At 61.3% G+C, this 12690-nt stretch carries 11 protein-coding genes; 6 read left to right on the forward strand and 5 right to left on the reverse strand.

The features are described 5' to 3' along the window. Positions 1-8 precede the first annotated feature (8 nt). Positions 9-1214, forward strand: coding sequence for a murein transglycosylase A (gene mltA / locus FDQ92_RS14325; protein ID WP_137425523.1), 1206 nt, complete (start codon positions 9-11; stop codon positions 1212-1214). Positions 1215-1231: 17 nt separating this feature from the next. Here mltA and FDQ92_RS14330 read toward each other — a convergent pair whose 3' ends face one another. Next, positions 1232-1549 (reverse strand): hypothetical protein, encoded by a 318-nt coding sequence (locus FDQ92_RS14330; protein WP_137425524.1) that lies wholly within the window; start codon positions 1547-1549, stop codon positions 1232-1234. A 488-nt stretch (positions 1550-2037) separates the two neighbouring features. Between FDQ92_RS14330 and FDQ92_RS14335 the strand changes: the two genes are divergently transcribed. The 4 genes from FDQ92_RS14335 to FDQ92_RS14350 all read left to right on the forward strand — a co-directional run bounded on the left by FDQ92_RS14335 (position 2038) and on the right by FDQ92_RS14350 (position 7589). Further along, positions 2038-3486, forward strand: a complete 1449-nt coding sequence (locus FDQ92_RS14335) for a DEAD/DEAH box helicase (protein ID WP_137425525.1) — start codon at positions 2038-2040, stop codon at positions 3484-3486. Next, positions 3467-4309, forward strand: a complete 843-nt coding sequence (locus FDQ92_RS14340) for a hypothetical protein (protein ID WP_137425526.1) — start codon at positions 3467-3469, stop codon at positions 4307-4309. The genes FDQ92_RS14335 and FDQ92_RS14340 overlap by 20 nt, the downstream gene beginning before the upstream one ends. Positions 4310-4550: 241 nt before the next feature. Further along, positions 4551-4763, forward strand: coding sequence for a hypothetical protein (locus tag FDQ92_RS14345; RefSeq protein WP_137425527.1), 213 nt, complete (start codon positions 4551-4553; stop codon positions 4761-4763). Continuing rightward, complete coding sequence (locus FDQ92_RS14350) at positions 4764-7589, forward strand: M16 family metallopeptidase (protein ID WP_137425528.1); 2826 nt, start codon at positions 4764-4766, stop codon at positions 7587-7589. It abuts the gene before it with no gap. Here the strand turns inward: FDQ92_RS14350 and FDQ92_RS14355 are convergent. Further along, entirely contained in the window at positions 7496-9238 is a 1743-nt protein-coding gene (locus tag FDQ92_RS14355) for a YcaO-like family protein (RefSeq protein WP_137425529.1), read from the reverse strand. The genes FDQ92_RS14350 and FDQ92_RS14355 overlap by 94 nt on opposite strands. Positions 9239-9295: 57 nt before the next feature. Then, positions 9296-10207 carry a ribonuclease D gene (locus FDQ92_RS14360; RefSeq protein WP_137425530.1) on the reverse strand — a complete coding sequence of 304 codons (912 nt, stop codon included), beginning with the start codon at positions 10205-10207 and terminating at the stop codon, positions 9296-9298. On the opposite strand from FDQ92_RS14360, the gene FDQ92_RS14365 reads away from it, so the two are divergent. Then, positions 10206-11012: a Smr/MutS family protein gene (locus tag FDQ92_RS14365; protein WP_137425531.1), complete on the forward strand. Its 807-nt coding sequence runs from the start codon at positions 10206-10208 to the stop codon at positions 11010-11012. The two genes, FDQ92_RS14360 and FDQ92_RS14365, sit on opposite strands and share 2 nt — an antisense overlap. Here the strand turns inward: FDQ92_RS14365 and FDQ92_RS14370 are convergent. Together FDQ92_RS14370 and FDQ92_RS14375 are read right to left on the reverse strand one after the other, a co-directional pair. Next, complete coding sequence (locus FDQ92_RS14370; RefSeq protein WP_137425532.1) at positions 10893-11951, reverse strand: DMT family transporter; 1059 nt, start codon at positions 11949-11951, stop codon at positions 10893-10895. The genes FDQ92_RS14365 and FDQ92_RS14370 overlap by 120 nt on opposite strands. A 90-nt stretch (positions 11952-12041) precedes the next feature. Beyond that, positions 12042-12503, reverse strand: coding sequence for a ferritin family protein (locus FDQ92_RS14375; RefSeq protein ID WP_170180392.1), 462 nt, complete (start codon positions 12501-12503; stop codon positions 12042-12044). Positions 12504-12690 lie beyond the last annotated feature (187 nt).

Consider the following 12690-nt stretch of genomic DNA (forward strand, 5'->3'; position numbering starts at 1 on the left):
GCGGACGCATGGCTTTCGGGACGCCACGGTTCCTCTGGATCCTGCTCTGGAGCATGGCGGCGGTGGTCCTTCTGGGGGCGTGTACCCGCGAACCCGCAGAAGAGAAGCTCCTTCCGCCCGGGCTCGAACCCCTGGAAACCCGGGAAGTTCCGGCATTCATCGACGACCTGGATCGAGGTTCCCTGGAAGAGGCTCTGCGCCGATCACTCGAATACTACGAGCGGCTTCCCGGGGACCGGATCCTGGAATGCGGCGGGCTGAAAATCCCCGCCGGGCGCCTGAAGGCGACCGTGGCGCTCTTCCTGGAACTGCTGGCGGCCGGAGACCTGGATCGCGAGAAACTTCTGGAACATTTCCAGGTGCTTGCCTATCGCTCGCGTGAAGAGTTGGAAACGATCCTGGTCACGGGTTACTATGAACCGGTCATTGAGAGCCGCCGGCACCGGGACGAGGTGTTCCGCCACCCGCTTTACGCGCTCCCCCCGGATCTTGTCCAGGTCCGACTTGAACTGTTCGATCCCGAACGCTTCAACAACGTGCGGCCGCCCGTGGGAAGGCTCAACGGACGCTACCTGGTTCCTTATCCCACCCGCTCCGAAATCGACTGGGCGGGAGCCCTGTCGGATTGCCAATGCGAGTTGGCCTGGCTCAAGGACCCCGTGGAAGCGTTTTTCCTCCACGTGCAGGGGTCCGGTATGCTGGTTTTTCCGGACGGCTCCAGGCGGCGGATCGGCTATGCGGGGTCCAACGGCCACCCATACCGAAGCATCGGAAAATATCTGATCGAAACCGGTTCCGTGCCGAGCGATGTCATGTCGCTCCAGGCCATCCGGGACTTTCTCCACGAGCACCCCGAACGAATTCAGGAAGTCCTTTCGGTGAATCCCGGTTACGTTTTTTTTCGTTGGGTGGACGAAGGGCCGTTGGGGAGCCTGAGTGTCCCGCTGACGGCGGGCCGGTCGGCGGCCCTCGACCCCGCGTGTTACCCCAAGGGGATCGTCGGCTTCCTGGAAACCGAACAGCCCGTGCTGGACGATTCGGGGGAAGTGAAGGGGTGGGCGCCGCTCAGGCGCTGGGTGGTGAACCAGGACACCGGCGGCGCCATCAAGGGACCGGAGCGCCTGGATCTCTTCTTCGGGTCGGGCGAAGAAGCGGGACGACGCGCCGGCCGCATGAAGCAATCCGGAAAGCTGGTGATTCTTCTAAAGAAATAGCCGAATCCCGCCGATCTTTACATCATCGTTCGGCCGTGCTGTTCCAGCAGCATGTGGTGGAGGATGACCATCTCGTCGAAGGAACGGCAAAGGGCGGTCACGGCCTGAATCGCGGCGTCGCGGTCGCCTTCGGACGGGGAATCCAGGAATTCCAGGACCACTCTCTGCGCGTTCCGAAATCGGTCGGTGGCCATTTCCCCCTGAAATTTGATACGCTGGAATAAGTCACGCGGCTCGGCCGTCTGTGCGAGTTCTACAAGTTCCCTGTATTTTCGGTCGTATTCCCGCGCCAAATCCAGGAGTTGCTCCAGATAACCGGGGCGGTTGGTTTCCATAAGGACCCTCTCTGGCCGAACAATCTTCGGCGCTGAAATGATGGAAAGGAGATTTTTTCGGAAACCCGTAACTCAAACCGAGGTTCAGAGCAAGCGCTTAAAGGCTGTTTGAGAGTACTGTTCTTGTTGTTCCCAAGCTCCAGCTTCGGAACACAACTGGGCGGAAGCTCCAGCTTCGATTCCCATGAAGCCGTGACCCATGCGAACCCGCTACAAAATCCTGTAGGAGCCGGCTTGCCGGCGATCAGGGTCAACGGAGCGTTGCCGGTTTTACGGGTCGCGGGCAAGCCCGCTCCTACCGATAGCGGAAAATCGGGGCGGCGCTCCTACAGGAACAAGGAATCTCGGGGCCCGACTTTCGTGAGCTTGTTTTTGGGCAAGCGCTTGACGTTTTCCAAGACCCGGGTTCCTAAACATGCGAGGCGGGACCCCGGAAGCCGGCCTTTCCGGCTCTTTCACCCATTTTTGGGGAAAACAGGTCTTAAGTGATGTATACGAAGACACTGGATATCACCGTATCCGAATCCGTCAGATTTCCCACGCAGGGCGTCGTCCCCTTGCTGCTCAACAAGATCCACGAAAGGCTCGTGTTTACCAATCCGGAATACGAGGTGCGCCACCTTCGCGGCGAATGGCTGGGAAACATCGCCCCGCAAATCCATTGTCTCCGGAAGACGGGCCGACACTACATCATTCCTCGAGGGTTCCTGGATCAGTTCCTGGAGCTCTGCGACAGGTTTCAGCAGCCTTATCGCCTCATCGACAGGCGCCGGGCGCTGGAACCGGTGGCCATGGAGTTTCACGGGCAGCTGAAGGACTACCAGCTGGAGGCCGCCGAAGGGGTGCTGGAGCGGGATTTCGCCACGCTGGTCGGCGGCTACAAGAGCGGCAAGACGGTCATCGGCCTCTATACCATAGCTCAGAGGCGCCAGCCGACTCTGATCCTGATCCCCCACCTGGATCTCATGGAAGGCTGGCTGACCAAGATCGAAAACTTCCTCCAGATTCCCAGAAAGGAAGTGGGGCTTTTCATCCGCGGAACCCACAGGCGGGGAGACCGCATCACGATCGCTCATACGGGAGAAATACTCCGCCAATGGAAAGCCTTGAAGGAACGGGTGGGCTACGTGATCTTGGACGAATGTCAGCGCTGCCCGTCCAAGGTCTTCACGCACCTGATCCCCAATTTCGACAGCCGCTACATGCTGGGGCTGACGAATTCGACTCAGCGCCGGGACCGTCTTTCACAGCTCATTTACATCTACCTCGGGGACGTAGTGTACAGCATCAGCGAAAAGGATGCGCGGGAGGGCCGGGGGGTGCTCCGGGCCCAGGTGATCGCCCGCACCACCGACTTCGACTATCCGTACGAGTCCCGGGCGGATTACCCGTCCATGATGAAGGCGCTCATGACCGATGAGGCTCGCAATCGCTTGATTGCCGACGATGTGGAAGCGGAGATCCGGGAAGGCAACGACCCGCTGGTGATCCTAACCGGGGGCGGTGAACAGGACCGCCAGCTCGGCAGGGAATTGGAACGGCGGGGAATCTCCGTCGTCGTGCAGGACCCTGAAGCGGAAGAGGAGGTGTCCGCCGGTGACGCGGGGAGGGTGGAACCGGTTTCCGACCGCCGGCCGGAAGAGCCGCCGGAGCACGGCGCGGGGGGAAGGAAGGCGATCCTGGTAACGCCGAAAGCCCTTGCGGAGTCTTCGCAGAAGCTGTCGGCGGACGTCCTTTTCCTGGCGGTGCCGGTCTATTTCCGAAGGGGATTGACCCATGCGGTCCGAAGTCTTCCGAGAAGTGGAAACGGGGACACGGGCACGCTGCCTCTGCGCATCTACGATTACGTGGACCAGAAGGTCGGGCTCTTCGAAAACTATTTTCGAATGCGCAGCTACAACTACGGCGCTCACCCCGATGCTCTGCTTGGCGATTGATTCGGGCCGCAGCCTCAAACCTCGCGGTGCGAACGAGGGCGAAACGGGCGAAAAGGGAGCCGTGGTGGCCATCGCGCCTTTCCTGGCCGGTTTTCCCGAAATCAGGACGCTGGGGGTTCGGCCTTCCATAGGAGATTACACCCAATGGGAACGGCGATGGATCCGCGACGCCCGACTGATCCTTTTCCCCACCCTCAGGTTTGCGCTCATCTTCGAAGCCGCCGGGAAGCGATGCTTTCCCGGATCATTCACCTACCGGTACCGGAGGTCCCGGATTCTGCAGCAGCTGTTCGTGCAATATCACGGGCTTCCGGCGGCTCGAAGCCGCATCTACTTCGGGCGGCAGCGAGCCCGTATCGCGGCGGACTTCCCCCCGCCTTGTGAACTGGCGGGTCCCGACCGAGCGGTTCATCCCGTCCGGCGCGTGGGCGCCGCCGAAGCCTTTCCCTCCTGGCGGACCCTTCCCAACCCGGTGATCGCCAGGGAGTCCTTGTCCTTCGACCGCCGCGTGCGGTTGCTGCTGGTCCACGGTCGCTGCCGGGGGATTCTGGAATCGGAGGAGAAAAGTGGCGAAGAATCCCTTTGGACGCCCGTGGATCGGCCGCCCGAAGCTGTAGCGGAGCTGGTTTTTCGGTCCGAACAGCTGGCCGGAGCGTCTGCAATCGACGATATCGTCTTCGAATGGGGACGTACCCCTGAGCGCTGGGTCTTTACCGACATGATCCGCCCCCCGAAGCAATGGCCGCTTCCTTCGGGAAGACTCCACCGCCACCGCCTGATCGGCGACCTGGTTCGGCAGAACCGCCTCTTCGCCGGTTTGTGACCTTTCTCTTCCCCGGTTCCTTTCCCCACCATATTCCTTGACACCCATCGCGGGGGTTAATAGAACCTTTGTGGACGGAGCGGGTTTTCGGCAAGGATGATGGTGGTCTTCCGCGTCATCGCTCCGGACGTGGAGCGGCACCATTGATCTATGAGGCCGTTGCGTCCCGCGGGCGCGATGATTTGATTATCGTGGAACGAACGGCCTCGACATCCGGGCTTACGTGAAGAGGGTGGGTTTCATGAGCGACGATATCTTGAAAGACTACGAGAAGGCTCAGGAAATGGCCCAGCGCCGGTTCCGAAAAGACGTTGACGGATTCCGTCACCGACGGCGCCTCGACCTGGAAGATCTATTAAGGACCGAACGGGAAAAGCCGGAAGAATTTCAGGACCCGGAAAAGATCGAGTGGATCCTCGCGGAACTCAAGCAGATCGACGACCAGGAGGGGTGAGTGAAGGGAAAGCGACCTGTGCCTGTGCGTTTCAAACCGGCTGTCCTGTTATGCTGCCTTGCGGCGCTGCTCTGCCTGTTGTGGCTTCCCGTTCCCGCGGAGAGTTCAGAAGCTCCCGGAATAGGGTCGGTGCCGGAGCGGGCGCTCGGCGCACACCGGCTTCGTGCGAAAGACGGTGACGCCTTCGTGGTTCTCCAAAACGGCCTCACCGTGCTGGTCCGTTCCAAGCCGGGAGGAAACGCGGTATCGGCGAGGGTTCTGGTCCGTGCCGGCTCCATCTACGAAGGTCCCTATCTCACAGGGGGACTGAGCCATTACCTGGAGCACGTGGTCTTTAGTGGAACCACGAAGTCCTTTACCGAGGATCAGGCGCGGAAACGCCTGGAAGAGCTGGGGGGAGCGTCCAACGCCTATACCAGCCACGATCGGACGGTTTACTTCATCAACACGTCCGCGGAAAACTGGCGTGAGGCTCTGGACCTTCTCCTGTCCTTCGTTCTAGAATGCACACTCGATCCAGCCGAGACGGCCCGCGAGAAAGCGGTCATCCAGCAGGAAATCCGCATGGGCGAAAACAGCCCGCAGCGGGAACTCTGGAAGCTCTTCATGCAGACCGCCTATCGGGTTCATCCCGTCCGGCACCCGGTGATCGGCTACGAAGAGGTTTTCGTCCGCCAGGACCGGGAGGCGCTCGCCCGCTACTACGACGAGCGCTACCAGCCTCAAAACATGGTGCTGGCCGTGGCCGGCGACGTGGACCCTTGGGAGGTCGTTCGCTTCGTGGCGGACAAGACGCGCTCGGTTGCCCGTTCATCGGCGGAACCCCTGGCGCTGCCGGAAGAATTTCCGCAGTTGACCTTGCGCTGGGAGGAGAAGGCGCTTCCCATGGCGCGCATGAACCAGGCCATGGTGGGGTTTCCCTCCGTCCGATTGACCCACGAGGATCTCTACGCCCTGGACGTCCTGGCCATTGTCGTCGGAGACGGCCGGACCGGCCGGCTTTATCGGAGGCTGAAGCACAGGGACAACAGCGTGCTGGATGTCGGGGCCTTCAACTGGACGCCGTCCTACGTGCCCGGGCAGTTCGTGATTTCACTCACCGTGCCCCCCGAAAATTGGCCCCGCGTCCTGGACGCGGTCAGAGAAGAACTCTCGGTCATCAAGGAATATGGGATCGACGACGAAGAACTGGAAAGGGCGAAGAAAAAAGTCATCGCCCAGCACGTCTTCGGCAAGGAGACGGCTTCCGAGGCGGCCGCATCCATCGGAGGCTCCTACTTCGATACCGGAGACCCTTATTTCGAAGACTCTTACGTGGAAGGCATCCGGGCCGTAACCCGGGACGACGTGAGGCGTACCGCCCGCAAGTATTTAGTGTTCGATCGCATGAATGTGGCCGTCATCACCCCCGGGGAAGACTCGGTGAGCCCTTCGGCGACGCCGCCCGGCGCTTCTTCCAGCGCCGATACCCCGGATGAGACGGAGTCGGTGATCGTCAGGCGGCCGGCCAACGGCCTCACCGTTCTCATGCGGGAAGATCACGAACTGCCGTACGCCACCGTTCAGATTTACACCCGCGGAGGGCTTCTCCTGGAGAAAGAAGGCGAGGAGGGGCTCGCCGCCATGACCGGTTCGCTTCTTACGGCGGGCACCCGAAGATACTCCAAGATGGAAATGGCGGAAAAGATCGAAAACGTCGGGGGCAGCCTGAACAGCGGCTGCGGGAACAACACCTGCTTCGTGTCCTCCAAGGTGCTCCGTGAAGACCTGGAATCGGCCCTGGACCTGGTTTCGAGCGCTCTGCTCGAACCCGTCTTCCCTGAAGAAGAAATCGAAAAGAAACGCAAGGAGACACTCCTTGCCATCGAACGGCAGGACGAGGACTGGCAGGCCGAGTTGATGCGCCTTTTCAGGAGCCATTTCTTCGGCAGCCATCCCTACGGTCACAACCGGCTCGGAACCGAAGCCTCGGTGAAGCGGTTCACGCGGGAACACATCCTGGCGTTTCATGCGCGCATGGCGCGGCCGGAGCGGACGGTGGTCGCCGTTTACGGCGACTTTAGGGCCGGCGAGGTGATGAAGACCGTCGAGAAGCTTTTCGGCAAGTGGCGCGGGGAGGCCGCCGGCGAACCCACTCGGCCCGACCCCGTGCCGCTTCTTACGGAAGACCGGGTCATCGTGAAGGAAAATGAAAAGACATCCGCCGCGCTCTTCGTGGGAACCAACGGGCTGCCCTTGAACGACCCACGGCGTCCCGCCCTCGATGTTCTGGACGCCCTGATTTCGGGGATCGGCTACCCGGGGGGCCGGCTTCATGAGGCGCTTCGAGGAGGCGAGGCCGATCTGGTGTATGTGGTGCACGCGTTCCCGTTCCTGGGAATCGACACGGGTTTCTTTGGGGTCCTCACCCAAACCACCATGGAAAACCTGGAATCGGTGGAAGCGATCGTTTTGGACAACCTGAAGCGGGTCGCCGAAGAACCCGTCAGCAACGAAGAGTTTCAAACCGCCAAGGAAATGGTCCTCACCATGCACTACCTGTCGCTGGAAAGCCTCGAAGCCCAGGCTCAGAGCGCCGCGGTCAATGAGGTGTTGGGACTGGGCTGGGATTACGACCGCCGCTATCCCGACATGGTGCGAAGCGTGACCGCTGACGACATCTTGAGCCTGGCCCGAGAGCTTTTCACGAACACCCTGGTCGTGAAGACGCTTCCCGTTCGTATGTCAAGGCTTCAGCCCCGCGCCGCCTGGATTTCCGCTTCCAACCGTTGGATGTTTTCTCGGGCGAAGTCGATGGAAGGATCCAGTTCCAGGGCCATGCGGTAGAGCCGTACCGCCTCTTCCTTGTGACCCAGTTCCCTCAGGTTGGACCCGATGTTGGCGTAATCGATGGCCGAACCGGGGTCCAGTTCTATGGCCCGCTCGAACGCCTCTATAGCCTTGTAGTGTTCTTTGAGCCGGTAGTAGCAGAATCCCCGCAGGTTGTAGATCTCTTTGAGCTCCCAGTTTCGCCGTTCGGCGTATTCCAGCGCCCGCAAGGCGCCCCGGTAGTCGCCGAGCTCCTTCCGGCAGGACGCCATGTGCACGTAGATGCTGGCGATTTCGCGCGGGTCCGGTTTCTGGCGGAGGGCCTCCTCGAACAGGCCGAGGGCCTTTTCCACGTTGCCCAGGAGTTCGTGGCCGTGAGCCAAAAAGAAGGTGAGATCGTAGCGGGGTCCGAAAAGGTTGTGCAGCCGTTCCAGCTGAGCCGCCGCAGATTCCGGGGGAAGGCCGCGGATCACGGTCCGGGCCATGTGCTGGGGGAAATCCGTATCGCGCGTGTGGTCTAGGAAGTGCGCACCGGGAATCACTGTGTATACGGCGGGCACTTGAAGTTCCGGGTGGGTCGCATCCAGGACCAGGACTTCCAGACCCATATCGCGCAACGCACCGACGCATCGCTCGATTTCCACCCGCAGGTTATGGTCGCTCAGGTCGGGCAGGGACTGGATGGCGACGGTCGGTCCCGGCGCCATGAGGTAGGCCGCTTCTTCCAAGGACTTGTACTTGGGAAGGGTAGGGCGGTAGGACGTCCGGCTCTCGAAATCGCCGGCCAACTGCGCCACTTCGGTCAGGGCGCGGCACAGCGACTTTTCGGGACTCGGCGTGGTCCCGACGGCGAAAACGATTTCGCTCTTTTCGGGAAAATTGGCCGGATCGTAAGCCAGGACCCCGACGGAGGGAATGCCCGTGTTCAGAGAGAAATCCCGAAGGTGGAGCTGGATGCCGTTCCTATGGAATTTCTCCAGCAGCTCCACCGCCGCCGGGTCTTTCACGCTGGAGGGATCAATGCGCGGGGTCACCCGTTCTTCGTAGGCGATGACCGAACCCACGTGGCGTTCCACCACCTCGCAAAGGCTCTGGAGGATCGCTTCTTCCAGGGTGTTTCCGGCGGCCGGCCCGTTGTATTCGTTGATGAGGTAAAACCAATCGATGGGCAGCCACCGGTCCCGGTTTTCCGTGAGGCTTCGGGCGACAGCCCAGCGAAGCGGACAGCCCTTCAGAAATGCTTCACACCGGCCGGTCGGCGTCCGGCTGTCGTGAATGGACAGCTTGAGAACTTCCGCGGAAACGGCCGATCCGGGCACCTTCTCCCAGGTGAGCAGCGGGAAACGGGTTTCACGGACGAAAGAAAAGAAGCTGAACCGTTCCACGAGTTCCATCAGGGCGCTCGCTTCCGACTGTTCCAGTGTGGCACCCTTTCCCATCTGTTTTTTCGTTCCGGTGAGGAGTATGGCGTCGTCTCCGCACAGGCTCAGGAACACAGGAACATCCAGCCGGCCGGTGTCGATGCGAAGCGTTCTGGAAAGAAGGTTCAGGCGAAAGCCGGACAGGCGGTCGCGGACCCACCGGATGGTCTCCGCGGGGGTTCTCGCCTTGTCCTGGTCGTGACTGTAGGTTTTGAAGCAATCTCGCAGTTCTATGCCGGAATTCATGGCGCGTCCTTTGACTTCCGCCGCGTGGTGAGGCAGCGGATCGGAGGATGGAGTCGACTACTGCACGGCGTGCAGGATCTTTTCGGCCAGCCGACCTTTCCTGAATTGCCGCGGGAGTCCTTTGATGCGGGCCAGTTCGCTCAGGTTCTGCGGCCGGTTCCGGGCCAGGCGAAAAATCACGTCGTTGGTCATGACCCGGAAAGGGGCCTTGTCGGCGCTTCTGGCCATCTGGTCGCGCAGTTGGTAGAGTTCTCGGGCCGCCCGTCGCCCCTCCGCCTCCAGGGTCTTGAATCCACGGATCTTCACGTAACCGTTGGGAGGAAACCGCCCGCGCGGCGCACTCTGCCGGCACACGGCCTCGAAGGCTTCAGCGGCCTTTTCGAGAAGACCCTCCTTTTCCAGCCGTTCCGCCAGGCGGTGACGCAGGGCCACCAGGTAGCGCGTATCCTGGCAGGCGTACACCACCTGTTCCTCGGTGAGCGGCCTTCGGCCCCAGTCGCAGCGCTGGCATTTCTTGTCGAGCCGCACGCCGAACTCGCGTTCAAGCGTCGCGGCGAGCCCCAGCCGGCGATGCCCCAGAAGCTTGCACGCGATGGCCGTGTCGAAAACATTGGCGAACTGAAAATCAAAGTCCCGCTTGAGGCTCCCGATATCGTTTGCAGCGGCGTGGAAGATCTTTTCGATGCCCGGGTCGGCCAGCAGGGCCCCCAGGGGCTTCAGATCGTCCAGAGCCAGGACATCGAGCACGAAATCCTGGGATGCTACGGAGAGTTGAATCACGCAGACGCGTTCGAAATAGGCGTAGAAGCCGTTGGATTCCGTATCGACGGCGATATGGCCCTCACCCCGCAACTGCTCCATAAGGCGCCGGAAGTCTTCAGGGGTCGCCACCATGTGGCAGGGACGCTCGGCGTTGTCTTCGCCGGACGCCTCCTGTACTATGAACGTGTCGAAGGGAGGTGCCGTCATGAGTCGCAAAAAATCGCCTTCCAAAGCGGTTTCCAATGGTTCGCGCAAGCAGAAGAAAAGGAGTCCCACGGACGAGGGCTTCTATACCCCCTTTTGGGGGCTGGATCAACAGCTGCAAGCCACGTCGGCGGAAAAGACCGGCGGCCCACCGCCCGCAGTGCCCCCGCAGCCCCGGTTCGACCGCCCCGAAGAAGCTTCGAGGGCTCACGCCGGCGGCACCTGCCGCGAAATACCCGATGAACAGCTCTTTCTCGATACCGTCGGCGATGCGACGCCTCTCCCCGCCGAAGACCGCGCCCGCGTGCCCCGGAGGCCCGCTCGGACCTTCCTCCCCCAATGCCGGGAACAGGAAGACTGGGAGGTCCTGATGCACCTGGCGGACCTGGTGGCCGGGGGAGCCTCCTTCGAACTGGTGCACACGGACGAGTACATAGACGGGGCCGTCGCGGGGCTTTCCCCCGCAATCGTCAAGGGCCTCAAAAAAGGCCGCTTCAGCTATCAGGCCTACATCGATCTACACGGCTGTACGCGGGAGGAAGCGCTGGAGCTGGTCACGCGGTTCATTCGCGACAGCCATGCCCGAGGGCTCCGGTGCGTGCTGGTGGTTTCCGGAAAGGGCCTGAACTCCAAAAACCGTGAACCGGTTTTGAAAAACCAGCTGGTCCGCTGGTTTCTCTGCGCTCCCCTAAAACGCTTTGTGCTGGCCTTCGCTTCGGCGCGCTCCTGCGACGGAGGAAGCGGGGCCTTTTACGTACTTCTTCGCCGCCGACAAAGCCGACATCCCGTGGTGAGTCCCGCCATGTAGCTTTTTGAGCCACCGCCGCACCGAGCCGACAAGAGGCCGTGTTCCGCCGGTCGCCGCACCGTGCGCTCCGGAAGTCGTGATGCTCACCCCTACGAGTATCAGCACGCCCCCTACCGCCTGGGTCGGCCCCAGTCGTTCTCCCAGGATCCAGCTCGCACAGGCCACGGTCACCAGCGGAATCACGTTGAGGAAGACCGCTACCCGGGACGCCTCGAGAACGCTCAGGCTGTAATTGTAGCAGAGAAAGGCGAACAGGGTCGCAAAGAGCGCAAGGAATAGGAGGGCGGCCCATTCGGGGGTGCCGATCCCGCGGATTTGCAGCGGGCGCCATTCCAACACGGCCAGGGGCAGGAAGAAGACCGTGGCGACAAGGGCCTGCACCATGGTGACGGTCCAGGGCCGGTAGCGGACCCCCAGACGGCGGCTCACAACGGTATAGGCGGAAGCGCATAGCGCCGCTCCGAGGATGTAAAGGTTTCCCCTGAGGGAACTTCCTTCCAGGGATTCAGTCGGCTCGCCGCGGAAGAGGAGAAACGCCACGCCGGCCAGGGTGAGGAAGATCCCTGCGGCCACGCGGGGCCGCAGAGGTTCTCTGAGGAGAAACCGTGCCAGGATGATCACGAAAACGGGGATCGAGGCCATGATGAGCGACGCGGCGGAAGCGCTGGTGTGAAGGAGGCCGCGGGTCTCCAGGACGAAATACAGTCCGGGTTCCATGATGCCGAGCAGCGCGAAGAGGAGGAAATCGCCCCTTCGCAGCCTTTCCCGCGCGAACACGAACCAGAGGGGAAGGAGCACAAAGCTCGCCAGGGCGAACCGGGAGGCCAGGAGCACGCAAGGGGGGATGGTCCGGAGGGCCACCTTGGTGGCCACAAACGAAACACCCCAGAAGGCGACGGCGGCCGATACGGCCAGATAGGCGCGGGCGTTGCGATTCAACGGCGGGCCATCCCCCTTCACGGGTCCGAGGAAAAAAAAGACCCGGACGCGCCGGCCGCCTCCGGGTCTCCGTGGTGTTCCGGATTCGATCTAATCCCAGCCTAGGATTTCTTCGTCATAAAGCGTTTCGAGTTTCCGCTTGTGCTTGGTTTCTTCCTGGGCCAGGATTTCGAAGATCTTGGCCGTTTTTTCGTGCAGGCACTTTCCTTTCCATGCCTCGTAGAACGCGTGAGACTTCTCTTCCTTCTTCATGGCAAGCGTCAGGGCTTCCTGGTAGGTCAGGTCTTCGCGGAACGGAACGTCCAGCAGGTAGTCGCTGATTTTCAGGTCTTCCACCTTTTCCAGCTTGAATGCTTCCAGGCCGTAAGGGTTGAGGTCTTTCAACATGTCTCGGTGCTTGCGTTCTTCATCGACCATTTCTTCAAAGAAGTGTTTGATGCCCGGGTTCTTGGCCCGCTGCGCGCACTGGCGGTAGAAATCCATGGCGCTCTCTTCTTTCTTGATGGCAAAGTTGACGATATCGTCGAAAGAACGGCAAGAAATTGTGGACATGATCCCCACCTCCACCTCTCTCCCGCTGAACGGGCTCTGATCGTCTGTCTGTCGGTGGACCGGCGCCGATTTTCCACTCAGGGAAACCGAAATCACCCGCCGCCTGATCCGATGCCTTTGAATGGGGTCGTCCGCGTTCGCGGCCTTGTCCCTCCATAACAGATCGCCGCGAAGATCTGCAAGGCCT

This window comes from Desulfoglaeba alkanexedens ALDC, from assembly GCF_005377625.1.
GTDB lineage: Bacteria > Desulfobacterota > Syntrophobacteria > Syntrophobacterales > DSM-9756 > Desulfoglaeba > Desulfoglaeba alkanexedens.